The 23803-nt window shown below is 40.0% G+C and carries 34 protein-coding genes and 1 pseudogene; 28 read left to right on the forward strand and 7 right to left on the reverse strand.

Translation table 11 applies throughout. From position 1 onward, the window contains the following. From DQG23_RS41995 to DQG23_RS00015, 3 genes and pseudogenes are all read left to right on the forward strand, one after another. A pseudogene (locus DQG23_RS41995) lies at positions 1-822 on the forward strand (hypothetical protein); the annotation flags it as partial. Then, positions 819-1112 carry an EscU/YscU/HrcU family type III secretion system export apparatus switch protein gene (locus DQG23_RS00010; protein ID WP_113028751.1) on the forward strand — a complete coding sequence of 98 codons (294 nt, stop codon included), beginning with the start codon at positions 819-821 and terminating at the stop codon, positions 1110-1112. The pseudogene DQG23_RS41995 and the gene DQG23_RS00010, both read left to right, overlap by 4 nt. 41 nt (positions 1113-1153) lie before the next feature. Continuing rightward, complete coding sequence (locus tag DQG23_RS00015; RefSeq protein WP_192894531.1) at positions 1154-1573, forward strand: YraN family protein; 420 nt, start codon at positions 1154-1156, stop codon at positions 1571-1573. Positions 1574-1728: 155 nt separating this feature from the next. Here DQG23_RS00015 and DQG23_RS00020 read toward each other — a convergent pair whose 3' ends face one another. From DQG23_RS00020 to DQG23_RS00050, 7 genes are all read right to left on the reverse strand, one after another. Further along, positions 1729-2235 (reverse strand): magnesium chelatase subunit ChlI family protein, encoded by a 507-nt coding sequence (locus tag DQG23_RS00020; protein ID WP_113028752.1) that lies wholly within the window; start codon positions 2233-2235, stop codon positions 1729-1731. Beyond that, complete coding sequence (locus DQG23_RS00025) at positions 2166-4217, reverse strand: recombinase family protein (protein ID WP_113028753.1); 2052 nt, start codon at positions 4215-4217, stop codon at positions 2166-2168. The genes DQG23_RS00020 and DQG23_RS00025 overlap by 70 nt, the downstream gene beginning before the upstream one ends. A gap of 96 nt (positions 4218-4313) precedes the next feature. Further along, a complete protein-coding gene (locus DQG23_RS00030) occupies positions 4314-4763 on the reverse strand; it encodes a recombinase family protein (RefSeq protein WP_113028754.1) in 450 nt (149 codons plus the stop codon). Between the two features lie 21 nt (positions 4764-4784). Beyond that, a complete protein-coding gene (locus DQG23_RS00035; protein ID WP_113028755.1) occupies positions 4785-5156 on the reverse strand; it encodes a hypothetical protein in 372 nt (123 codons plus the stop codon). Positions 5157-5161: 5 nt separating this feature from the next. After that, a complete protein-coding gene (locus tag DQG23_RS00040; RefSeq protein WP_113028756.1) occupies positions 5162-5401 on the reverse strand; it encodes a hypothetical protein in 240 nt (79 codons plus the stop codon). 165 nt (positions 5402-5566) lie between these two features. Then, a complete protein-coding gene (locus DQG23_RS00045) occupies positions 5567-5932 on the reverse strand; it encodes a hypothetical protein (protein WP_113028757.1) in 366 nt (121 codons plus the stop codon). After that, positions 5923-6228 (reverse strand): hypothetical protein, encoded by a 306-nt coding sequence (locus DQG23_RS00050; RefSeq protein WP_113028758.1) that lies wholly within the window; start codon positions 6226-6228, stop codon positions 5923-5925. The genes DQG23_RS00045 and DQG23_RS00050 overlap by 10 nt, the downstream gene beginning before the upstream one ends. 287 nt (positions 6229-6515) lie before the next feature. Here DQG23_RS00050 and DQG23_RS00055 point away from each other — a divergent pair, with 287 nt between their 5' ends. The 25 genes from DQG23_RS00055 to DQG23_RS00185 all read left to right on the forward strand — a co-directional run bounded on the left by DQG23_RS00055 (position 6516) and on the right by DQG23_RS00185 (position 23789). After that, positions 6516-6971, forward strand: coding sequence for a hypothetical protein (locus tag DQG23_RS00055; RefSeq protein WP_113028759.1), 456 nt, complete (start codon positions 6516-6518; stop codon positions 6969-6971). A gap of 180 nt (positions 6972-7151) precedes the next feature. Beyond that, complete coding sequence (locus tag DQG23_RS00060; protein WP_113028760.1) at positions 7152-7382, forward strand: hypothetical protein; 231 nt, start codon at positions 7152-7154, stop codon at positions 7380-7382. Between the two features lie 4 nt (positions 7383-7386). After that, positions 7387-7641, forward strand: coding sequence for an SHOCT domain-containing protein (locus tag DQG23_RS00065; RefSeq protein WP_113028761.1), 255 nt, complete (start codon positions 7387-7389; stop codon positions 7639-7641). A 330-nt stretch (positions 7642-7971) separates the two neighbouring features. Then, positions 7972-8271 (forward strand): hypothetical protein, encoded by a 300-nt coding sequence (locus DQG23_RS00075; protein WP_113028763.1) that lies wholly within the window; start codon positions 7972-7974, stop codon positions 8269-8271. A 181-nt stretch (positions 8272-8452) separates the two neighbouring features. Further along, complete coding sequence (locus DQG23_RS00080) at positions 8453-11182, forward strand: DEAD/DEAH box helicase family protein (protein ID WP_113028764.1); 2730 nt, start codon at positions 8453-8455, stop codon at positions 11180-11182. A 611-nt stretch (positions 11183-11793) separates the two neighbouring features. Further along, positions 11794-12096 carry a hypothetical protein gene (locus DQG23_RS00090; RefSeq protein ID WP_113028766.1) on the forward strand — a complete coding sequence of 101 codons (303 nt, stop codon included), beginning with the start codon at positions 11794-11796 and terminating at the stop codon, positions 12094-12096. Beyond that, the gene (locus DQG23_RS00095; protein ID WP_113028767.1) at positions 12062-12379 is read left to right on the forward strand and encodes a hypothetical protein; all 318 of its coding nucleotides are present in this window, start codon (positions 12062-12064) and stop codon (positions 12377-12379) included. The genes DQG23_RS00090 and DQG23_RS00095 overlap by 35 nt, the downstream gene beginning before the upstream one ends. Positions 12380-12603: 224 nt before the next feature. Continuing rightward, entirely contained in the window at positions 12604-12906 is a 303-nt protein-coding gene (locus DQG23_RS42000; RefSeq protein ID WP_158560227.1) for a hypothetical protein, read from the forward strand. Continuing rightward, on the forward strand, positions 12839-13390 hold the full coding sequence (locus tag DQG23_RS00100) for a crossover junction endodeoxyribonuclease RuvC (protein ID WP_158560228.1): 552 nt from the start codon (positions 12839-12841) through the stop codon (positions 13388-13390). The genes DQG23_RS42000 and DQG23_RS00100 overlap by 68 nt, the downstream gene beginning before the upstream one ends. Beyond that, complete coding sequence (locus DQG23_RS00105; RefSeq protein WP_113028769.1) at positions 13390-13749, forward strand: hypothetical protein; 360 nt, start codon at positions 13390-13392, stop codon at positions 13747-13749. Before DQG23_RS00100 ends, DQG23_RS00105 begins: the two co-directional genes overlap by 1 nt. Further along, complete coding sequence (locus tag DQG23_RS43355; RefSeq protein WP_272949020.1) at positions 13746-13868, forward strand: hypothetical protein; 123 nt, start codon at positions 13746-13748, stop codon at positions 13866-13868. The genes DQG23_RS00105 and DQG23_RS43355 overlap by 4 nt, the downstream gene beginning before the upstream one ends. Before the next feature lie 72 nt (positions 13869-13940). Then, positions 13941-14222, forward strand: a complete 282-nt coding sequence (locus tag DQG23_RS00110) for a hypothetical protein (RefSeq protein ID WP_113028770.1) — start codon at positions 13941-13943, stop codon at positions 14220-14222. Positions 14223-14424: 202 nt separating this feature from the next. Then, positions 14425-14778 (forward strand): hypothetical protein, encoded by a 354-nt coding sequence (locus DQG23_RS00120; RefSeq protein ID WP_113028772.1) that lies wholly within the window; start codon positions 14425-14427, stop codon positions 14776-14778. Then, positions 14765-15526, forward strand: a complete 762-nt coding sequence (locus tag DQG23_RS00125; protein ID WP_113028773.1) for a hypothetical protein — start codon at positions 14765-14767, stop codon at positions 15524-15526. The genes DQG23_RS00120 and DQG23_RS00125 overlap by 14 nt, the downstream gene beginning before the upstream one ends. Before the next feature lie 63 nt (positions 15527-15589). Further along, the gene (locus DQG23_RS00130) at positions 15590-15943 is read left to right on the forward strand and encodes a YolD-like family protein (protein WP_113028774.1); all 354 of its coding nucleotides are present in this window, start codon (positions 15590-15592) and stop codon (positions 15941-15943) included. Between the two features lie 747 nt (positions 15944-16690). Then, positions 16691-16951, forward strand: a complete 261-nt coding sequence (locus tag DQG23_RS00140) for a hypothetical protein (protein WP_113028776.1) — start codon at positions 16691-16693, stop codon at positions 16949-16951. After that, entirely contained in the window at positions 16948-17265 is a 318-nt protein-coding gene (locus DQG23_RS00145) for a sigma factor-like helix-turn-helix DNA-binding protein (protein ID WP_113028777.1), read from the forward strand. Before DQG23_RS00140 ends, DQG23_RS00145 begins: the two co-directional genes overlap by 4 nt. Positions 17266-17460: 195 nt before the next feature. Further along, entirely contained in the window at positions 17461-17784 is a 324-nt protein-coding gene (locus tag DQG23_RS00150) for a hypothetical protein (RefSeq protein WP_113028778.1), read from the forward strand. A gap of 223 nt (positions 17785-18007) precedes the next feature. Further along, positions 18008-18721 carry an HGGxSTG domain-containing protein gene (locus DQG23_RS00155; RefSeq protein ID WP_113028779.1) on the forward strand — a complete coding sequence of 238 codons (714 nt, stop codon included), beginning with the start codon at positions 18008-18010 and terminating at the stop codon, positions 18719-18721. Continuing rightward, positions 18721-20112 carry a terminase large subunit gene (locus DQG23_RS00160; protein ID WP_113028780.1) on the forward strand — a complete coding sequence of 464 codons (1392 nt, stop codon included), beginning with the start codon at positions 18721-18723 and terminating at the stop codon, positions 20110-20112. The genes DQG23_RS00155 and DQG23_RS00160 overlap by 1 nt, the downstream gene beginning before the upstream one ends. A 4-nt stretch (positions 20113-20116) precedes the next feature. Then, positions 20117-21508 carry a phage portal protein gene (locus DQG23_RS00165; RefSeq protein ID WP_113028781.1) on the forward strand — a complete coding sequence of 464 codons (1392 nt, stop codon included), beginning with the start codon at positions 20117-20119 and terminating at the stop codon, positions 21506-21508. Between the two features lie 116 nt (positions 21509-21624). Continuing rightward, positions 21625-22182: a hypothetical protein gene (locus tag DQG23_RS00170; protein ID WP_113028782.1), complete on the forward strand. Its 558-nt coding sequence runs from the start codon at positions 21625-21627 to the stop codon at positions 22180-22182. Between the two features lie 18 nt (positions 22183-22200). Next, positions 22201-23169 carry a hypothetical protein gene (locus DQG23_RS00175; RefSeq protein WP_113028783.1) on the forward strand — a complete coding sequence of 323 codons (969 nt, stop codon included), beginning with the start codon at positions 22201-22203 and terminating at the stop codon, positions 23167-23169. Positions 23170-23223: 54 nt separating this feature from the next. Next, positions 23224-23424 carry a hypothetical protein gene (locus tag DQG23_RS00180; RefSeq protein ID WP_113028784.1) on the forward strand — a complete coding sequence of 67 codons (201 nt, stop codon included), beginning with the start codon at positions 23224-23226 and terminating at the stop codon, positions 23422-23424. Beyond that, the gene (locus DQG23_RS00185) at positions 23424-23789 is read left to right on the forward strand and encodes a hypothetical protein (RefSeq protein ID WP_113028785.1); all 366 of its coding nucleotides are present in this window, start codon (positions 23424-23426) and stop codon (positions 23787-23789) included. The genes DQG23_RS00180 and DQG23_RS00185 overlap by 1 nt, the downstream gene beginning before the upstream one ends. Positions 23790-23803: the final 14 nt, after the last annotated feature.

The raw sequence follows: 23803 nt of genomic DNA on the forward strand, positions 1-23803 counted from the left end.
GCGCCGGTGCCTGCGGCGAAGCCGGCGCAGCAGGCAGCGCAGCCCGCGGGAGCCGCGCCGGCCGGCGCGGAGGCGCCTGCGCCCGAGGCGGCGGGGGAGCCGTGGCTCGGCAAGCTGCTGAAGGCGTTCGGAGTCGAGCACGAAAGCCGGTTCGCCAAGCAGCTTGCGAGCGGCGGCTTGGAGCCGCCTTCGCAGAGCGAGCTTTCAGCCGCGCTGAGCGGCAGGGCGAACGGAGACGAAGGCGCCAAGCCATTGGCCGAAACGCTTAAGGGGGCGCTGCTCCAGCTCTCCTCGCTCGATGAAGCGCCGCCGTCCGTGAAAGAAGCGGCTCAGCAGCTTGTCCAGCAAATTACGGGACAACAGCTTTTATTGACCTCGGACCGCAGCTCGATGTTCGCCCACGTGACGATGATGGTGCCTCTGCGCAGCGAGAACGGGGAGCATAACGCAACGGTTCACATCCAGTCCCGCAAAGGCCGGAACGGGGAAATCGACGCGAATAATTGCAGGCTTATTTTCGACTTGCATATGAAATCGATCGGCAATACGATGTTGGACGTACAAGTATTCGATAAAATCGTCAGCTTGAATGTACATAACGATCAGCCGTTCATAGCGGAGCTGCTGGAGTCGAATCGCGACGATATCGCGGCCGGTCTCGAACGAATCGGCTACCAGTTTCTGTCGCTGCGCTGCAGCCCTTATCCGGAGCGGTTGTCGGCGGAAGCGCAGGAGACCAAACGTACGGCTGAGGACGGGCGGTCCGTACTCGGCTCGTTATACAATGCAAAGCCGTATAAAGGTGTGGATATCCGCGTATGAAGCAGAATCAGAAACTGTCTACGAAGCAGGCCGTTGCGCTCCGTTATTCGCCTGAAGCCGGGCAGCTGCCGACCGTCGTAGCGAAGGGCAAGGGCAAGGTGGCGGAGCAAATTCTGCAAAAGGCGCAAGAGCATCGCGTACCCGTGCAGGAGGATGCATCGCTCGTCGAGGTGCTGTCCAAGCTGGATCTCGATCAGGAAATACCGCCGGAGCTATACCAGCTGGTCGCGGAAATATTAAGCTTCATATACCGCTCCGACCAGCGCGCGGAAAATCGAGGCAAAGCTTGAGCCGGACGGGCGGATGGGAAGGAAGGCCAGGTGAAGCGGGGATGAAGCGTCAACCGGAAACGGCTGCGGGCGTGGACATAACGGCCGCAGCAAAGGCGAAGGACGGCCGCAAAGCGCTAGGGGCATACGGCGAGAAGCAGGCCGCCCTCTATTTGCTGAGGCTGGGATACAGGATTGTCGAAGCCAATTGGCGGTGCCGGTCCGGGGAAATCGACTTGGTGGCGATGGACGGGGATACGCTTGTTTTCGCGGAGGTTCGAACGCGAAGTACGAGCGGAGCGTTCGGAACGCCGATCGAATCGGTCGATTTCCGAAAGCGCAAGCAAATCAGGGAAACCGCACAGGTTTACCTTCATCAGCATCGCTTGCCGGTCGGCAGCTTCCGATTCGACGTCATCGGCGTCTTCATGAAAGCCGGAAGCGAAGCGGCCGAGATCAAGCATGTGGCGAACGCGTTCTGAGAAGCCCGGTTGCTTTTACACAACGAACCCTCTCCTTCAACCAATGCGGTTGGCGAAGGAGAGGGTCTTTTTTTTACGGAAATGCGCGATAGTGCGCCGAGTTTTCATCATCACCTTAGACCCGAACTGTCATGAACGTTTATCTTTGACGGCGATCAATAAACAGCCGCATCCTGTACCTGTCTGTCGAGCTGCCGGTATTGAATCGCCTCTGCGATATGGGTGACGTCGATGTCCGATCGTTCCTCCAAATCCGCGATCGAGCGGGCGATTTTAAGAATGCGGTCATGCGCCCGGGCGCTAAGCCCCAGCGCATCGAACGTTTGCTTGAGCAGCTGCTCGGCATCCGGACGAAGCACGCAGTGCTTTCGGAGCAAACGTCCGCTCAGCTCGCCGTTAAAGCGTATCCCCGTCCGCCCGAAGCGCTCGCGCTGGAGCTCGTGAACGCGCATAACGGCGGCTTTCATCTCCCCGCTCGACAATGAGGCCGTTCGTGCGTTCATCGTACCGTAATCGATGCGCGGCACGTCGATGTGCAGGTCGATGCGGTCCAGCAGCGGTCCGGAAATGCGAGCTCTGTATGCGGCGACTTTTAGCGGCGAACAGGAACAAACGCCCGATGCCGACTCCGCTCCGTAAAAGCCGCACGGACACGAATACACTCAGGTAGGTACGACGAAACGGGGAGAGAATCCCCTTGTAGCAAGGCTTCTTGCTCATGAGGACTCTCAAAATCGCTTTCGGGGTTTATATTGAGGTGTAAGGGGAGACCGCCATTAGGGTCATCGTCAGGGTCGTTGTTGTTGAACCGCATTTCCAATGTTCGGATTACCAAGTCCAACATTTTTGCTTCCTGACCTTCGAATTCATACTTGTCCCACATTGTAGCAAGCAACCTAATTAGATAGGCATCTTTTGCTGTTTCAATTTTTTGTTTGCTAACGCGGCCGGTGGGACTGCTTAGTTCCCTCAGTTTTTGGTTATAAAGTTCTTTTTGAAGCACTGTGACCTCAACCTTTTTCGCAATCTTCAGACGAATTGTGATTTGCTCTTTGTCCAAAATAACTCGCTCAACAACCTGTTCTAAGTGTCTGCGAATTATAGGCGCATTTTCTCTATCCAAGTAGTCTGGACTTTTAAGAAGCAAACCAACAAGTTCTTTGAAGTCAATTTTTTTTGATACTCCCTTTGAATTGAGGAGTTCCTCCTTTTCGTCCTTTAAGGTCTGGATATCCTCTTCCATTTTGTTTATCTGCATATAGAACTTATCAATCAAGGCTTTTACCTTTAGTTCGGGATCAGACAGTCTACCTATCAAGGTTTCCTGCTGTTCACTTAAAACAGATATCCTACTGTCAATTTGCGTAACCTGTTTTAAGTAATCCCCTTGAGATTTAGCCTCTTCTTCAATTGTCGACCGGATGTATTTCAGAAGGTTGAAGATGTTCATTGTGTTGCCAAATATCTTCATGACTTCCTTATCAACATCTTTTGTTTGGATAAGAGACTTGTTATCACAGACATCCGGTGCGCTCCACGGAGTTTTACAAGCATAAAAGAAGTACTGTTTTCCGTTTTTCTTCCTATCGGGCTTTCCGACCATTTTGCGCTTACAGCAACCGCAATGCAGTAAACCGCTCAATAAGTAGAGGGAGGAGTCGCGTTTCTTTTCGTAAATCTTTCCTTTTTTCTTATTCCTCCCTAATCTTATTTCCTGTGCTTTTTTCCAATAATCATAAGGGATTATGGTTTCAAAATCAGGTTCGAGTCCATTCTGGAAATTGTAACTCCAGACCCAATTTTCTTCAGCATTTGCTATATGTTTTTTCTTATTTTCTCGTACACGGCGTCGACTGACCATGTAGCCTGTGTAAAGGGGGTTACAAAGGACCCTACGAACGGTCGAATGGTTCCACATGCTTTGAACTCCTTCTTCCGTGTAATAAGGATCTTTTCTGAATTTTATAGCAATTTTCTGACTAACTAGATGCGGATATTTGTCATTAAGATGTTTCACTATTTCTAGTGTCGTCATTTTATCTTCGACATACATTTTGTAAATCAACTTAACCAATTCAACTTTTTCAGGATCACCCGGAGCGAACTTTTTCTTCATTCCTTTGCTTGTTTGGACTTCAACCTTAGTCATTGCAAAGGGGGGTGGGCCTCCTACGCTTAAACCAGATTGAGCAATGAGTTTCATCGCATTAGAAACATCTTTTTTTACCTTAGCCAAATTCATGTGATTTATAAGGGCTTTGAATGTGTAGTTCGTACTACTGTCGTTCCAATTAACCAGGTCGATGGCTTCCCGTTCCTCAGTTGAAAATAATTTAACCCCTTTTTTCTGAAGTTCAATCGTCATGTTAAAGTAATCGACTATGTTCCGGGTATATCTGCTCAGATCGTAAAACACTACATTTTTAATATTGTATTTTTCGATTTCTTCAAGAAGTTGGTCAAAACCTAGACGGTTAACCATATCTCCACCGCTAACATCTAAGTCCTCGTAGAAGCGGAAGAAAGTCAATTGTTTCTCTTCAATGAACCGCTGAATTGCATTTTTTTGCTGGTCGTCAGACACCTTGTCGTGGTTGCGGTCGACTGAAATACGAACGTACCCCGCTGTTAGTTCCTTCACCATTTATGCATCATTCCTTTCGATTTTTTTAGTAAGCACATCCTTATATTTTTTAGTTCATTAGGGCAGCCAAAGAGGGGAAAAGAGAACCCCTCGGCTTCAAGGGGTTTGTGCTTTCTTCTTTCTATATATTTCTTTCATTCTTAGGCTGTGTTCAGCACGTCGTTCAGGTGTCCACCAGGCTTTGGCATATTCTCGTTGATTGTTTCGTTCTTGCAGTAAAAATGCTGCTTTAAAGAAATGACTGTTCTCATTCATAAAAGCATTGATATTTATTGCCCCGCCTTCTAAAACAGTAACAACTGGTATTGAGAGTCCTTCAGCACTCTTTAAGAAGTTAAAAAACTTGAAGAAATCCCTTGTGATCCTTGTACAGTCATAAATCAAAATCATTTCTTCATTTATCGAAGTAAGGTCAACTTCTTCGATATTTATAATGGTTTGGAAATTAGGTGTATAACCGTGTAGTTCGCAATATTGAGCAATGACTTCCCTTTGTCTATTAAGTTGTTCCTCTTCTTTAGTTCGTAAAAGTGCTAGTACCTGCATAAGTATCCCCTCCCAAGATAATCAGACCGCTGTATTCATGTAGGATTCGTAAATCTCCTTTGACGAGTACACCATAGGCCAGTTGTTTAGTGTTAAATCTATTACTAAGATTTTGATATCTTTTTGACTAAGTTTTTCTAAACAAGTAGGGTCACCGACTTGCAATAACTGGGACATGGCTATAGTAAAACCATAGGGAATTATTTCAAACATTTGGTTAAACAACTCATTGTCATAATATCCAAGATCAGAAAATGCACGGACGGCCTTAAAGCCAAATAACGGCAAATGCTCCTTGATATTACTGACTTCTTGCCCTAAGAAGAATGCCCTTTCTTCAAAGCCTTCTATATGGTTACCGATAAAACGATTATAGATATAAACATTTTCCATTTGAATCATCCTTCCGTATTTTTATTTTTCTCTTCTGCCATTTTCTTTGCTTCTTCCACCGACATTTCATCCAGGGCGATGTATCGGGTGTCCAAGATTTCTTGGATCTTCTTATCCAGTCCGGAAAGCAAGATCTCCGACAGGCTTTCAGTGATAAATCCTTTTTCTTTGAAGTTTTTGTAATAATCGTGCATATGTTTCGGGACACGAACACTTACTTGAACAGATTTATTTGTATTGCTCATTTTCTCACCTCGCTTTTTAGTTTCGTCAGAATAATTAACTCGACAAACATTTGACTTGCATAAATGACTTTCGAAAATGACTAGTCACTTTTGTATTATATTAAACGCAGGAGATTTTAAAAAGTTGCGAGGAAATTAAAAAAATAAAAAAAGTAGGCTTTTCGCCTACGAAATCGTGTATGTGTATGGTGGCCGTTCTTCGTTAATCATGGCTCCCGCATGGTCCTTTACAGTAAACACACTTCCCGAAGGGTAGTGCATTTGTCCAAGAGCAAACATATAGAACTGCTGTTGGAACTGTATGATTAGTTCGTAAAACTCGTCCTTGCACTCTTTTAAAGAATGATCGTCCCATAACAGCAAAATCATGGGGCTTTTTTCTAGCAACTCCTTCTTTAAATCTGAAACGGAGTGAGCAAAGGCAACGATTTTATATCCCAAATGCCCGGTTAACATACGGATGTTATCCAGTTGTTCTTGAGGTACAGTCGGTATAAAGAAAACTACTTCATCTGCTCGTTTTACTCCCACTCTATATCCTCCTTCAAATTGTTTAATAGATTGAAGTCCTCTGCATGGACATGGAACCATTTGCGCTGTCCCACGGCCATTACTAACCGCAGTTTCTCCACGTTGTTCCAGTGTGCATTGAAGTCTTTTATGGCTACTATTTTTATATCTTGCTCTTTCAATATATCCTTAAGTTCATCGACGCTTCTTGCTGTTCCAACATATCTGAAACCTCTGGCAGCGAACTGTTCCTTCACTTCAAGGATTTCACTCTTACGCATGTTAAAAAGGGGATAGAACCCAACGGCCTTAATCACAGCAGCACCTCCTACTCATATTATAAGACGAGAACGTGCTTTCGGTCCATAGCGATCCGCGTCGAAAATATAACAAATACGGGATTGGACAGGGGATAATAAATAAAATAAAATTATTATATAAGAAACAAGGATATTTCTATCGGATGTTTAAATATAGAGTGTAAACCAAAATTGAATACTTAAATACACAACACCAACACACCCACCGGAGCCGCAACCTCCTGAATTTAGTTACATGCGGCTCCTAAAGGTGTGTTTTTAGTTTTCGGAAAGGAGTGATTACGATGGTAGGATACACATTCAGTAAAAAAGGATTGCTTGCCCAGGCTAAGGATTTTCATTCTCTTAGTGAAGAAGTAATGGCACAAGAATATGGCTTGGTAAAGGTTAAGTCTCGTAACGGTAAGCCGTTGAAAATTGAGGGATACAATGTTTACCGAAGATATATTGCAGAACTCGATGATTGGGAGTTCAAATATGTAAGTAAGAGCGGAAGAAAGACATTGCGCAATATGAAGTTTCAGGACTGGGAGTTAATTAAGGAAGTTGGGAAGCCTATAGCACCTCATGCAAACTTTATAAACTTTGTGGATCAACTAGATTTAGAAAGTATTCTCAATGAAGTTAAGGTAATACCGGAAACTCCAAAACAAGAAGACACGGACAAAACCTTAAAACCCAAGGTTTCCGAAGAGACAGAAAAGTTTGTAAAGAAATACGCTAAATTGTTTATCAATTAATTTGGATATTGTCACCAAGCAATATCCAAAAAATTATTTTTATTTTATCGGAGAATTTTGCAGGAGGTTATTCAGAAAAGTTTAAATATAAAGATGTAATAAGAACAAATGTTCCTGTTATGGGTTATGTCTTTATCCCACATACAAAAAGCGACCGCATAGCGAAAGGGGAAGATTTATATGTTTACAATGAGATTGCAAAAAATTGAAGTAGTTATTAATGGTGGTAAAGGTTCAATGAGATTAGGTGCATTTAAGAAAGATTATGAGAATGCTATTAGTGTGGATGCAATGTGCTACGAAGGTAAATGGACAGTCATTGCATGGCTAGATAGTAAGACATTTATGATAGCAACTCTTACGGACTCAGAATATGTTTACTTGTTAGAAGAAGAGTTTGTTGAGGTGTAAAGATATGAGAAAAGGACATATTTACTCCACCACAATTGACAATGGTTATCTTTCACTTTTTTATATTCCTGAAGAAAAAATGCTAATTGTTGAACACCCACAATTAATTACAAGAAAAATGGGTTTTGTTGAGTTCTACTACCAATTTCTCAATGAACTTTATGAAAGAGGAGTAATTACAAAAGAACAGTATGAAAGGATTTCTGATAGCAAGGTCTCCGTTTTAGCAGAAATAATCAATATAACCCGAAATTCATAAAACCAACCCCAAGGTAAGAGGTTGGCACAAAAGACAGAGTTTTACAACTAAAGACAAAACGGATGGTTCCGCATAGCCACCGCTGGCAATACTGATGTTTGAGGTGATCTACATGTTTAAGTTCTTGTTTTCAATAATTCTTACAGTAAATGTTCTTGCAGTTTCGAGATTGTTTCTGGACTTTGCAAAGTTTACTGCTAACCAAGAAAACATAGTACGTCAGTCTGTTCTCATAGTGCTTCTTTCCATCATGCTTGTTAGTTACATTAAGTTAATTGCATCGCATGTAAAGTATGCACAGAAGAACTTATAAAAAAGGAGGAGATTTTCATGCAAAACATTTTAACACTTACTTTGCTTGACCTGAACTACTATATAAAAGTTCACACAGATGAAAAAGAGGAAATCCAGTTTATTTCGCTAACTACAATTAACCCGCTTACTATGCAATGCCAAAGAGACACTTTCTTTGATTTAGATGATTTTAGAAGTATCTTCATCTACGGAAAGTTGAAGAACCTTTGGAAAGAATATCAAGATAAGAAAATTGAAAACAAAAGCAGGGTTTACACCGAAATAAACGAAGCAAAGAGGCAACTCAACTGGTTTGTAGATATTATGCAGATTTAATGCAGTAAGACATTAGATAGACAGTCCCGCTTCAATCACAAAAGACAGAACGGGTGGTCCCGCATAGCCACCAAGTAAAGGGAATTGATCGTTCCCATGGGAGTACAACAAAAATATAAATATAAACATTCAATAAAGCACAGAACACACTACCTCCCCTTGTAAAAGGAGGTAGATCATAATGTATAAAGAGGTGAAGGTTCGCTTATCATTGGATAAGCAAAAATTTAGTAGTAAACCAACAGGATCAATGGTTGGTGCAATAAGCAGCAGACTAGCAAACCGTATTGAGGAGTTGACGATTGAGGAGTTATCTAAGCAGTTAGTTTCTCCGAACGGAAGAACATTCTCTCCTGCAGTGTTCAGCAATGGACAACGAAAGAATGAGTTTTGGATTAGCCAACAAATCTTTGCATTAGATGTCGACAATGGATTAACTATTCAAGATGCTGTTGCACGTTGTGAGGAATTCAAAATAAAACCTGTATTCATTTATTCTTCTTTCAGTCATTCAGAAGAACACCACAAATTCCGCATGGTATTTTTGTTGGACGAAGAACTGTCAGATATCCGTGTTCGTAATTTCGTTCAACTTGGGTTGGCTGTTGTATTCCCGGAAACAGACCAAAGTACGAAAGACCTTGCTCGTTTGTTCTTCGGTGGCAAAAAACTTGAGTATTGCGACTTCAACAATGTTATTTCTGTCCCGGAGGTTCATAGGGCTGCTGTTCGTTACATAAAAGAAACGAAGGGCAAAAACGATAGTAGGGACTTGGCTATCTTTGCTCAAAAAGCGGGTGTTCACTTAAGAAATGGTATCCCTCATTTGGAGACTTTCAACAGCAAGCATGATATTGCAGGCCTACAAATCGGTGAACTTGACTATGTTAATCTGAAGGAAAACCGGACAAATCCTATAGTATATATTATAGGAAATGTCCAATATTCCTTCAGTTCTAACTACCTTATCCGTTTCTCTAATAATCAAAATGCTTACTATGGTGATATTAAGAAGTTCGATATTAACAAGTCCAAGGAGACAAGAGACTTAATAAGAAACTTCGATTTCCAAGAACTTGAAGATACATGCCAACTTTTTAGGGAAGGAAAAAGTGGTGAGTACTGGCTTGAACATGGTGATATGTTCGGACTTATGACTAACCTCTTGGCTATTAAAGGCGGATCTGCAGAAATCGCAAAGATACTCAATGCTCGCAAAGAGTACTCCGCTAAAATGGATAGTTGGAACACAATGGTTAATCAAATCCAAAAATCTGCATATGCTCCTAAGCAATGCGACAACTTCTGTCCTTTTGCAGACGACTGTATGCATGGCCGTAACATGATTGAGCAAGGTAAAATGTTCCGCGGCGGTGTACAAACTGTTGAGACCCAAGAAGAAAAGTCTTTAGATGAAGCAAAAGAAGAATTGAAAAAAGTATTTAATGAAATTCTCAAGTCTGACGAAAAAGGTTTTTTCATCGTTAAAGCACCAACGGGGATCGGGAAGTCTGAACTGTTCATTCGTGCAGCCAAGAGAAAACACATAACGGTTGCTCTTCCAACACATAAATTAAAAAACGAAATCATGAACCGTATGCTTGATAGTGGAGTTAAGAAGTTGTTTGTCACTCCTGAACTCCCTAAATTAAGCGAAGATGTTTCCGAACGATTGAATAGACTGTACCGCATTGGAGCACAGAGAACGGCTAATATGTACCTTAGAGACCTTGTGGAGAAAGGGCATGAAGATGCTGATGTTATAGAGGATTATTTATACCTTTTGGAGAGAGCACGAAAACTCCGCAATACAACCATCCTAACAACACACCAACGGGCAATCTATCATAGAGACCAAAATGATGTTCTTATCGTAGACGAGGACATTATTCCAACTCTATTCCCTCAATCAAGTATTTCACTTTCTGAATTTGTTCTTGCTATTTCTAAAATAATAAATTCTCTTGAAGACAATGAGACTATTTCCCTTTTGGAAGCATTGCAGAAGAAAGTATTAGATGCTGACCATAATATCGTTCAGAAGATGGAAAGTTGCTTCTTTAAGAGTCCAGGTGCAATTGAAAAGGCAATAAGTAAAGATTTGGAGATAAACGGGGATATCCTTGGCTTCTTGAATTGCATTAACTTTGTTAAGACAAAATCTCAGTATGGCAATGTTGAATTTATTAACTTTATTGGTCGTAAAGAGTTGCCAAGTAAAAAGGTCATTATCCTAAGTGCAACAATAAACGAAGAAATTTCAAAAATGGTGTTCGATAAAGTCTTCAATGTGAACATGAAGTTTTATGATATTGGTGCAGTTGAGAACAAAGGGACAATAATCCAAATACCATATAAGAGTTTTAGCCGTTACAGTTTTAATAAAAATAAGGCTGAAATGAGTTTCTTGAAAGAAGCCTTGATTGATACCTACAATCCTTATAGTTGGGAAATCTCATACAAGCAGTTTAACGATATGGCTGCTCTTAATATCCCCGCTTTTGGAAGCACCGCAGGAAGCGACGTGCTGAACGGGGAGAATATCACAATCGTAGGTACACCAAATCTTAACCCAATTTCCTATATACTCTTTGCTAGTGCATTGAATTACACAATTGGACATGATGATAATAAGATGGAGTACAAGCCGGTAGTACGAAACGGATTTCGTTTTTACTATCAAACATTCGGCCTAAACGATAAGTTGCAAGAAATTCAGTTTTACTTAGTGGAAAGTGAACTAATTCAAGCCGTAGGCCGTGCAAGAGCCTTGATTAAGGAAGCGACTGTTCTTGTGTTGAGTAATCTACCTGTTCCCGGTGCAGAGTTTATTAACCTCAACAAGAACGATATTATAAAAATCAAAAATAATTACATAAGAAAGCAGAACTCATTCAAAAAGCAGGGCTAACCCCCCTGTTTTTTTGTTGTTCTGATTGAGATTCCAAACTGGACCTGATTCTCGATGAAAGAATGGATGGTAAAACCTGTCCTAGAATGAGATCACTACTAAAAAATAGGGACTTTAGTCACTATCCGCGCTGCATTTCTTATCTGAGTATCTGGAGGTTGCAATAAAAACAGATGCACGCTATCATACATCAACAATATTTCCCAATGACGAGGAGTGATCGCAGTATGTGTCTCGAATGTGCAAGCGAAAGAACCCCTATCTATCCGATGGCCGTCTACAAAGCAACAAAGCGAATGGAGCAGTCCACCATAACGAACCCGCTCCGCATAAACGGAATTATACAGCACCAAGTAGCCCAGAAGGGTTATAACCTCTACCCAGGACACGTGGAGTGGTTTGACGAAGGTAGCGAAACATGGATAGCAGCGGAAATCCCGGCTGTCGTATGGTACATGAGTTCGGCCGAGGAAATCGTTGCTTATCTAGATGATTATTTTAATTTTTTGGAAGTGTGAGTCCCGCTTCACATGGGAGAAAAAACAAGGATATGGCCGGTTAACCGCCAAGTAAGAGGTAAATCATTTATCTACGAAAGGTGGCTAACCGGCATGGCTAAACTCGTGTTAGAAAATCATGAAACTGAACAACTCACAGAAGCGGGACACACGCTTTATATAACCGTAAAGCACTTTACGACGCATTCTATTTTTCTAAGCAGGGTTGTTTGTCCGTCCGGACAAGAACTGCTTAATATCCGTAGTTGGCAAGTTCTTCCTCATATGTTTGTGCAACTAAAAATCTATAAAGAGTACAACAAAAAATACGAACTTGGATTGTTAAAAGAAGTAATCCAAGAAATCGGGGAGGCCTGGAAAGATGAATATGGATGTGAACCGGTTTGGGAATTTTAACAGAACCAAAGTGCTGGAACTCGTAATGCAACAATATAAGGTATACATAGTTAAGAGCGAAAATATCCTGCGACCAGTTGAAACGAACTATATGTACTTCTTAACCAATACTATTCAAACGGTTGAAGGACAACTGTTTGAGGAACTGATTGATTTCCATTACACTGTAATTCCAGATGACGTTTGGTGCTATGTACTAGCAAGTCATGTTAATTTCGTTCCTGAACCTGACGATCAGTTTATCGAATCAATGATGCTCGAAATAAATACCCTCATATCATAAGCAGCGGGAAACCTTCCCCTGCTTCTTTTTTTTGTCCATATATTGGAGATAAAAATAAGATAAAAAAAGAGTAAGAAAATAAAGGAGATCGAATAGGTTTGTGTAAATAATAAGTAAATAATAAAAAAACAATGAACTCAACCAACACACCCATTAACCCGCTCCAGCAGCGGGTAGATCGGTGTGTTTTCGTTTTTCATAAAGCAAAGAGGAGGCGATACATTATGAAAAATAAAAAAGTAAAAGTATCACATGAGGGGTTCGTGTTGGAAGTTGAATTACTTCCACATAGCAAGAAAGAACAAAAGAAGACAGGAAGAAAATATTACTTTTCTTGCTTGTTGTACAAGGAGCGGGGCCGTTTTGAGATTATTGCTCAAACTACCTACTTCCCGTCCATTAAGGACAATGCTTCATTCTTGGCTTATACAAAGAGTTTGGACATTTTGGAAGCATTGTATGAAGATGCAGAATTCGAAGTTGTTGGAATACTTGTGCGGGAAGAACAGGAAGAGAAAGCACTGTAATACCGTGATACTTGCAATAGACGCTTCATATGCAAGCAGCGGTATAGCGGTTATCTCCTACGACAGAGAAATCCAATACATAACAACAATAAAAACAAAAAGGGAAGTAGATAAATCGGTTCAGAAGGTTGAAGATCCCGCTTCAATCGGTAAACGGCTATCTTACATAACCGAAACCATAGAAAAAATAATAGAGGAATATCAAATCACTCTAATTTTGATGGAGAGTAATTTTACAGGTGGTAGTAAGGAAGTGAATTGGGTACTAGGCAACATTTATCGCATTTCAGTGGAGCGGGGCATACCGATCAAGACATTTGCTCCCGCTTCAATTAAGAAGGCTGTAACAGGCTCTGGGAAGGCCACAAAGGCTGATATGAAGGTAGCCATTACAAACCTATATGGAAAAATAAAAACCAATAACAATGTGATCGATGCTATTGGTGTAGCGCATTGTTACTTTGTGAAGGAGGAGATTAAATAATGAAATATTCAAAAAGAAGTTTTGAAGTACAGGAAGCAAAAAGTGAATTAGGTCTTTACCTTTGCAAACTTATTGCAGAGTTCGAATTAGAACTACATGAAGTAATCTACATTCTGCAGGACATTCAAAGTATGTATATCGGTAGAACATATTCCTCTTTTGAAAAGGAAGATGAACTTCCTACGGAGGAACAAGCGAAGAAGATTGCTGACAAATACCTTAAAAGTAAAACAACTATTACAAGGCCAATTCACATTGATATTACACCTGAAGAAGCGGAGCGGGTCAATAAAAAGGTTGAAGAAGCACTTAAAAAATGGGTTGACAATATGAACAACAAAAGGAGGGATTTACGATGAAATCCTTAGCACAACAATGTCGTGAAGAGTTGAACAAAATCGTTCGTGAGGACGCTAACAAGGACAATTTAAAGCAGTTCGTAGCGGCCATCAATAAAATCAAAAATGAATATAAGTAAGTGCAGTTTAGGGGGCTGGACAAGCCCCTTTTTATGTTCCTGCAGGAGCGGGATCGGGAAGGAGTGGTGTAAATGTTTCGTGAAGAATTGTTTGAATATATCGATTTAGACTTTGATAAATTTTACAAACTTGTGAAGAGGGACGATTGTGTTTATGTGAATCCAGAAACATACACGTTTATAAAGGATAAAATTATAGGTTCAGGGTTTCTTCCAATAGAAGAAGGACCATTAAAACTTTTGGGTGTTGAGATAAGATGTTCGTATTGGTCTCACCTGCCATTTGGGTATATGTTTCTATCCTCATTAGATGACATGTATCGAATTTATAGGTTGAAGGAGTTAATCTTATGAATTTCCTCATTTCTTTTTTTCAGTTTATTAAAAGGTTAGGTCTCGAAAAAGTATTTACTTGGGAATACATATTAACCATTGTTATAAGCATTTTTGTTTTGTATATGTGTGTTTGTCTTGTCATAGACCACAGGCTTAATGAAATTGTGTTTTTGTTGGTATTGACTCTATATTCTCTTATTTTACGAAAGGAGTGATTTTTATGAACGAATTAGAGACTTTATTATTCGTTATTATTTCTACAAGTGTGTTTATGATCGGAGTATTTTTTGTTGATATATTGGGTTGGGTTCAAGATTTGATAATTAAAAGAAGACGGAATAAATTAAAAAAACAATGGGAAAAGGCATATATGGAACTAGGGAATGCACTCCTACCTGTTATGATTGAGTTAACCAAGACTTTGAACAGTGTGACAGAGGAAATGAGGAATTTTACTATGGAAGATGAATATGAAGATTTGTCAGAGGAAGAACTTCTTGAACTGGAAAGAATGCACTTTCCGTCCCGCTCCGATGAGCAAGAAAAGGAGGACGATAATCTTGGAATTAAATAAAGAAAACATAATATATCAAGAACTTAATAATCTGTTGAAGTCAGAATTAATTGGATATAAACCGACCCCAATACTCATATCCAAAGAACAAATTATTGCCTTTTATGAACTTTCCGAAAAGAAGGCTAAGAAAGCAAGATTTGATATTGATTTCCTGAAAAATCGAATTGCTAACCTTCAAGTTAATCTCCTAGATCATAAAGCCACTACCAGAAAGATTGTTTCTTGGCAATTAAGGCTAAAAGAAGCGAAGCGGGAGTTAGAATGGCTTGAAAGATGTTTCCCCATGTATGAATATGAAATGAAATGCCTAGAACCAATGTACTTAGAGTATAAGTTTAGGCCACCCATTAATTATTTTGGTTTTGATATTCACTCTCTTCAATATGGAGTTAAACAGGAAGCAGCAAGTCATATAATGAAGCGACTTTTAACCCATGCTGGATTAGAGTTTGAATCCCGCTCCAATACTAAACAAAAAGAGCAGCCACTTTCACTTACACTTGAAGAACAGTTAGAAAGGAACTTAATAAAAAAAGAATACTTGGAAATCAAGTATGAAGATGAAGAATGGGTTGTTGCTATTGAATGCAGTGATTGGAATTCATACGACATATGGGTGTTCAATAAAAAGGACTATACGAAGTCCTCCTTTGACAGTGCTGGTTGGGAATTGCCTTGGGAAGAGGATGGAATTAATGGTCGAATTGATTGTATTGTTGAGAAATTAAACGAAGGACAGGATTAACTTCCTGTCTTTTTTGGTGTATAATACGAACATAAGTTCTTGTTAGAAAGGAGAAATACAAAAATGAAACAACAAATAAATAAACTGACTCCCGGTTACAATGTCTTCTGGGAGAGTAGCCGCATGATGTTGCCAGAACATAAGGAAGCCATAAATAGATACAATAAAGAAAGTAATAAGAAGTCTAAGCCGGCTCTGGACGAACAGCGGCTACAGGAATTGCAGGACACCATTAGCACTGCTTTAGAGGAGCGGGAACGGGTCTTCCTGACGATCTACGGGGAATATGCTGATACGGTTGAAGCGGGTTGGATAAGCGCTGTAGACCCGCTTCAAGGTCGTTTAAAGTTGGAGCGGGACATAGACCACTTCGTATGGGTGAAATTCACTGATATTATGGATATCCGCATAAGTTGACCGTAATTGGATAAATGCGCTAACATCTGTCTAAACTATCAATTGGAGGCGATGCTATTATGTTTAGATATAGAACAGACTATCTTTCTTTCTTCTTTTTCTTGCTTGTTCATTACGTTATTACCTTACCTCTTATAACCGGGATATTTTACTTTGGCTTCTGGTACATGGGCTGGATCTCCGCAGCCACTCCTCTATTCATCTTTCTTGTCGTAGCGGTTATGATCGTGCTTGCTATTATGTCCTATCGTGTTGTACGGAACTTCGCACAGGAGCGGGATGTTAAAGATTTAGGTTTTAGATAAATTTTTATAGAGAAATAAAGGGTTTCCCTTAGTAAAATAGAATAATATATATAACACCGAACAAGTGTTTGGTGACAATCCTTTTACGGGCTATGCGGGCTTCAGTAAAGAAACTAAAGACGGATAATAGTAAGAACAGACCACTTCAACCTTCCCCCTTTCTATCGGGTTGATCTGGTCTGTTTTTGTGTTTTTTGCAGGTTGTAATGCAGATCCGTACCGTATCAGAATACAGATTCCTAATTTAGATGATAAAAAAGATGAAAATATAGGGGGATAGTGACTTAACCCATAGGTTCAAGTTGAATATACGGCAAGTTTATTGAGATTCCAATTTCAGATGAAAGAAAGGATGAAAAATGACTTGATAAAAAGTGTGCGTGTGTAAACGCTGCAAATTTTTGTTCGCTGTAGCGAACTTTGTCAAAAGGAGGACGATATTATGACACAAAAGGAGGCATGGGACTTAGTAATTAAAAATACAAGGTTGATTTACTACTTTATAAAGAAACACCCGGATATAAAAAAACATGAGTGGGACGATGTTTATCAGTCTGCAGTCATACGGGCACAAAGATTAATTGAACGACATGGCGATGCCTATAAGAATAAGATTTTAGAACAATCTGTTGCTTATTATGCTGCTAAACTTCGCAAGGTCTCTTATCGTGAGGTTCTGACGAAAGAGGGTGTTATTGCATGAAGAAAGAACAATTGGAGCAAATACAGGATATTAGACTGTATCAGGAACATTTGGTAAAGCAGATACTTGAAAATTATTATGACTGCTACGAAACCGCTCCGTTTTTAAGGGATGTTGAAATTGTCGTGAATAAAGCGGATATTGATATGGCTATTTCACTTTTGGAGCCAAAGGAAAGGTTTGTCATCTGCTATTATTATAAAGCCGGTTACAATATAAACGAAATTGCAAATGAACTAGGTCATACTGAAGGGTATGTTTCCAAAATAAAAAATAAAGCATTTAAAAAAATTGTAGATTACTGCTTGTTTTAAGGAAAGTTTTTAGAAGGTCGTGGGTTATTATATATTGTATTGTCCTCCTAGACATATATAGGGTTGTGCAGGGATAGATTTCATCGTTTTTAATAGAACACCGGTTTTAGTCCGTTTAACTACCTATCCCGCTTCCCTCTTATCATTCAGCATGGTATGATTCTATTATCTTGTAAAATTTTGGGGGATGATAGAATGAAGATTACAGTTGAGTGCGAACGTTGTGGTACGAAAGTTGAACTAACACCTCAAACAGTAGGCCAGCACGCATATGTGCATCGGGAACTGATTGAAAAGGACATGTACGTATTTGAAACGAATATGGGTTTGGAGATTAGCCCTAATCTTTACATGGACTTCGTTGACAAGTTGACACAATCGACTTCTGACGAAGAAACAAAAGAAATATTAGAAGATAACATCGAATACAACATTGACACAGAAGGCAAATTGGAAGAACTTCGGATCGATTGCCGTGGCTGTGGAGATTACATAGTATTAACGGAATTCGGGAATTAAAAAGCGTATCTATTGTTAGATACAGGTGGGGGTAGGGTGTGTTAGCCGCTACTCATTGATTGTTTTATCTATATAGGCTGGAGTGGGCTCATGTTAGGTGCCACTAAAATGATTGTTTTATTTATACAAGTGGAGTGGGACGTATAAGTTGCCACTTAATGAATACTTCCAAGGCGGCCTGCTAATGTGGGTCGTCTTTTTTATTTGCAAGGAGGGGAGGGAAATGAGAAAAACAGAAAGAGGCACAAAATTTCATAACGATTGGAGTGAAGAACATGTTCAAAAGATCAAGATATTAGAAAATGAAAAAGAAAGGGCAATATGCGGTGCTAAGAACCGCCGCGGCGAACCGTGTGCCAAAACACCGTTGGAAAACGGCCGCTGCAAACTGCATGGTGGCAAAAGCACCGGACCGGCTGACCAAAAGAGTAATACAAATGCCATAAAGACCGGCATAACCGCCACCAAGACACAGAGCAACATGTATCAGGAGTTATATGGTTATATACCAGCGGAAGAACATGACCCACTGTTGCGCAGTAACCGTCTTCTAATGGTCCAGAAACACCTTCTAATGAGTTATATGTACAAGATACACCAAGACCCTTCATTGGAGGATTTAGACCGTATAAGCGGGGCTATGCAGACCTTACTGAACAACGATTTGAAGTTAAATACTGCTTATGAAGGTCGATTTCAAAACCTTAATAAGAGTAAGGCTGAATTTGAAAATATGTCTGCTGAAGAGCGATTAAATTATATCAATACTACTTTGCTTACTTTAATGAGTGAGAGTGAAGATAATTTCCTAAATCTTTTCGCAAGGACTTCTAAGAGTTTGAAGGAGGAAGCAGACCTAAAACGAGCAACCAATACGGAAGAAGACGATTATGAGGATTTTGAGGTTGAGTCCTCTATTGAGGGTGTTGATGAGTAATGTCAGTCAATGTCCTTGAAAGATACAAGCCACATCCAAAACAAAAACTCTTCCATAAAAGTAAGGCTCGTTTTAAGAACTTGTGTGCCGGAGTTCGTGCCGGCAAAACATTCTCCGCTGCTCGTGAGACATATCAGAAAATTGAATACGATGTGAAACATAAAAAGAAAAAGTATCTTGTTTATTGGCTGGTTGCTCCAACCCACGTAATCGGTCTGGTTCAGAGAAAAGAGTTCTTCAAAGTCTTAACCGAACCCTATGGACTTGACCCGGACAATATAAAAAAATCTCCACTGGTTAAAAGTTGGAATGCTAACGATAAGGAACTGACACTTGTTTTTAGATGGAAAAGTGGAAATAAGAAATTCAAAAAGAAAGTAAAAATCAATTTCAAAACAGCAAAAGACCCTTCCGCTCTTGTCGGTGAAAGTGTTGACGGTGCTTGGTTGGACGAGGCTTCCCGTATGAAGGAAGAGGCTTGGTCCATGATACAGCAACGGATTTCAGACAGCATTGGTTGGGTTCTGTTGAGTACTACACCGCTCGGCCGGAATTGGTACTACGAACAGGTTTATTTGGTTGGAGAACCAGGCAATGAGAGACATGACCCTGATTTTGAAAACTTTGTGTTCTACACTGCTGATAATACGGCTGTGCCCGGACTTGCAGAAGAAGTGCAAAGACGAAAGAAGACCATGCCGTTCAAATATTGGAAACGAGACTACATGGCTTCATTCGATTCATTCGAGGGTCAAATTTATGACGATTTCAACCGTGATGTTCATTTAGTCCCAAGGCAAGAAATCAACAAAATGATTAAGGGGAGAAAATTCTTAGGCTTTATCATGGGGAAAGACTGGGGATATGTAGATGCTGGAACCTCTGTTGTGATTGGTGTAACAGAGGATTTTTCATTTTATGTAGTTGATTTGCTTTATGAAGAAGAAATGTATGTAGATTCAAGTGATGATAGTGTAAGAACTTGGGTCAAAGAAGACATTAAACTGTTCAACAAATACCAAATTGAAGCCATGTATTGCGATACTGCGAGAGCAGAGTATATCGCTGCTTATCGAAAGTATGGTTTCCCTATAAAGCCGGTTGATAAGACAAGAAAAGATGGCGTGCAGTTAATCTCTACACTCTTTCATGTTAGTGAGGAGACAGGAAAAGCACGGTTATATATTTCGGAGGATTTAACTCCAATGATTAAGGAAGTTGAAGCCTACAAATGGGCAGAAACAAAGGATGGTCGCAAGTTAGAAGAACCGGAAGACGGGAATGACCATACTTTGGATGCTTTAAGATATGCCATTTATAACTTCTGTAAATCAAATAATCTCTTGAGAGATATTGCAATTCCACGTTCAAAGGAGACAAGGGGGTGGTAACACGATGGAATTAAAAATTGAAAATCTAAAATGGGAAACATTTGAAGGTCGAAGAACCGAATACGAAAAGTTAGAGAATGTATTTAACAATATGGTTGATGAATGGATCAAGAATGAACGACTATCTCCAGAAGACCGCAAGCATTATGTTCGCAACAACTTCTTCCGAAAAATTGTTGAGCATATCACTCACATTGTTTGTGCTGAACGGCCTAATGTGGTTGTTGCGAATGAAAGTCTTCAAGAGTATGTAGATAAGGTTCTTTTTGAGTCCAAGTTTTTCGACAACTTAAACGGTGCTGTAAAATTGTCACAAGTATTAAGTCATATCATTATTCGGGTTAAAAAGGTCGATCACCTTAACCATAGTGTTATCGAATTTGTACACCCCAATAAATACGATGTTGAATTTGACGAATGGGATGCAACAGTTCCCAAGAAACAATCTCTTATATTTGAGAGACAGATTGATAATCGGTTTTATCGAAGAAAAGAAGAAGAATGGTTTGACAATGACAAGAAAAAATTCTTTTGGACACAAGTAGACGAAATGAAGGACGGTAATGGAGAATGGGTTAGCCAAAATAAACCCGCTCCACTCATTCATGATTTCGGATTTCTTATACACGTGGTTCGTCTGGACGTTATGCCCGGTAGGTTCTGGGGACGTCCTATTTTTTATGACTTAGAAGACAATCTAAGGGAAATTAATAACCTTGTTTCTCAAATGGTTAATGTATTACGGAAACATGCGAACCCTAAGTTGGTTATGCCTTCCAGTATGTTCGATGCACTTGTAAATAAAAACAAGAAATTATTAAAACAAAACCTAATAGGCGAACAATACATTGAGGTTGGACAACTTGAGATTTATCGCTACGATCCGAACATGGATAATGCTGCAAAACCAGAATATGTGGTTTGGGATGCTAAATTAGACTCTGGCTTTAAGTTGTACAACCTATTGCTCGATAACCTAAGTAAATTAGGTGATGTTCCTGTGGAGGTTCTTAGAACCCAAGAAGGCTACGGAAACCTTTCAGGAACGGCCATGTTGCTTTCTAAGACCCCTTCATACAATCGGGCGAAGGAAATTGCTACTGCATTCAAACAGACCGTAGAAAAGGCATTATATCAGTGTCAGCAGTTGGATAAAATGGATGGTAAGTTGAAGCAGGAGCCTGAGTTTGTAACGGTAACATTCGACCACACATCTTCAATTAGCACCGATGAAATAAAACTCGAAATGGAAAAATATAAAGAAGGCCTTCAGAGTTGGGAAGAAACTGCTCAACGAATTAACAATTGGAATTCAAGACAGTTGGAAATTGAGCGGAAGAGAATTCAAGAAGAAAAAGCAAATAAACAAGTTAGTCAAGAGGGGACTTCTGTATAGAGGTCTCTTTTCTTTTGACGTAACGGTAGCGTCGTTAAATAAGTATCGGTGTCCATACAGACTAACTTCATTGGTGAACCTGCCAATTCAAATAAGAGGGACAGGAGGTAGAGATAATGGACTTTTTAGAATTTTTAAACTCCCTTAAGGAGCAAGGCAAGATTTCTGATGAGGAGTTTAATCAAGCAAAGGAATTAAGCGAAAAGAAGATTAAGGATCGTGTTGATCGTCTGAACAAGAAGTATGAAGACTATGACAACCTAAAAGAGCAAGTAAACGGCAAGCAGACCGAACTTGATGAAATAACAAAAAAATATACAGAGTTAGAGTCTCAACATAGTTCTATTTCAAATGAATTGACCACGTTCAAAGCAAACGCGCGAAATCAGGATATTGACAGCAAAATCAAAGTGAAAATTGTCGAAAGGATGAAGGGCAATGAGTTAGATCCTATTTACTTAGAGAAAATCAATAACTCAATAGACCGTAATCTTGAAGGTGAAGCACTAGATAATGCCATCAATGAGAACGTCAACAGTGTGGCTGATACTTGGTTTAAGCATCACCCTATTTCCATTGGCGGGGGTTCAAACCCTGCAGGGAATGTCAAAACAAACTTTGCTCAAATGAGCGATGAAGAAATTAAAGCCCAAGCAGCGGCTTTATACAGTTAAAAAAAGGAGGAATTCTAAATGGATAAATTTTTAACTTATACAAAAGCATTAGAAGTAACCGAAAAGCCATTAGAGGCTAAGGTTGTTAAGTTGGGGATCGGTATGGACCCATTAGCAAACATTTTCCCATACCTTGATGTCGATAGTGATACATACACTCACCTTGTAAAAATCGGTGTAGGTAAAACTGGAACTCGTAAAATTAACGGTGCATTAAACTCTAGTGAAGGTGCAAGCCATGAGAAAAGACGTGTTGACCTTCGTATCTACCAAGATAGCCGAAACATTGACCGTAAATTGGTTCAATACTACGGAAATCTTTTAGAACAAGGTATGTTCTGGGATCAGTTCGATGACCTCGCTACTTCCTTCCAAATCAATCGTATTAACGATTTGTTCAATGCGTCCATTGCCAATGGTGAAGAATTTAACGGTTTCTTTGCATTAGCACAAGAAGCAGGAATGGTTCAAAACTTTGACAATACTGCTACAAAGATTACTTCTGACAATATTTACGATATTCTGTCTGCTCTTCAGGTAAATACAGACGGAAGCGAAGAAAATGGTGTTTTCTTGATGCGTAGAGATACTCTTTCCGTCGTGCAAAAAGCACTTCGTGAAAGCAGCCAAGAAATGATTATTGCTACTGACGATTTCGGTAAGCAATACAAAACTTTTAACGGCAGCAAGTTGATTGGTGTAACTGGTTCTACTGTGGAACTTCCAGACGGATCTAAGCAGCGCATTGATTACATGCCTACATTTACTTTCAATGGTGAAGTAGGAACTCATAGCATTATCTACATGACTATCGGCCGTAACAATGTTCATGGTTTGAAAGGTTCCAAAGACCCTATTGTTTTACTTCGTAATCTAAACAACATCGATGCAGGTGAACACCCAAAAATTGAATTGGAAGATATGCGTGGTGTTGTCGACAAGAATGGTTCTTCCATTTCTGTATTCGAAGGTCTTAAACTTAAGTAATAGGACAGGGATTTATTTCCCTGTTCTTATTTTTTTTAGAAAGGAGTGTTGCCCATGTATAAGATTTTAACTCCTAACCGTCAGTATAAAGGTACAATTCGCGGTGTGTCTTTCATCAAAGGTGAAGCCGTCATTGAAGACAAACAGAGAGCCACATATTTTGAGGAAACTCTAGGTTTTACCGTTGAAGAGATTAATGAGGAAAAGAAATCTGAAAAGAAGGCTACTCGTTCTCAAAAGCAGGGTGATAAATAATGCTGATTACTTTAGAAGAAGCAAACGGTATATTCCAGTACATGCTTGAAGGGAAAGAGTGGGATAGATTTTCAGATGGAGACAAACAAAGATCATTAGGAACTGCTAAAAGGCAATTTTCTAACTATCCTTTGCAAGATGGTGCAGACCAAGAAGAAAAGGTCAAACAGGCTTTTTGCTTGCAAGCACTATATCTCCTTATCGATGAAGATCGGTTGGATTTAGAAAAGGAAAAAAGGAACGGTCTGATATCACAATCTACGGATATAGATAAAATCTCTACTTCTTACACAAGAACCTCCCGAATACTGCTTTACCCTGAAGTGTATGAAATGATTTATGAACACCTTGAACTTTGGGTTTAATGGGGGGTGTAGGT

Source organism: Paenibacillus contaminans, from assembly GCF_003285015.1.
Lineage (GTDB): Bacteria > Bacillota > Bacilli > Paenibacillales > NBRC-103111 > Paenibacillus_V > Paenibacillus_V contaminans.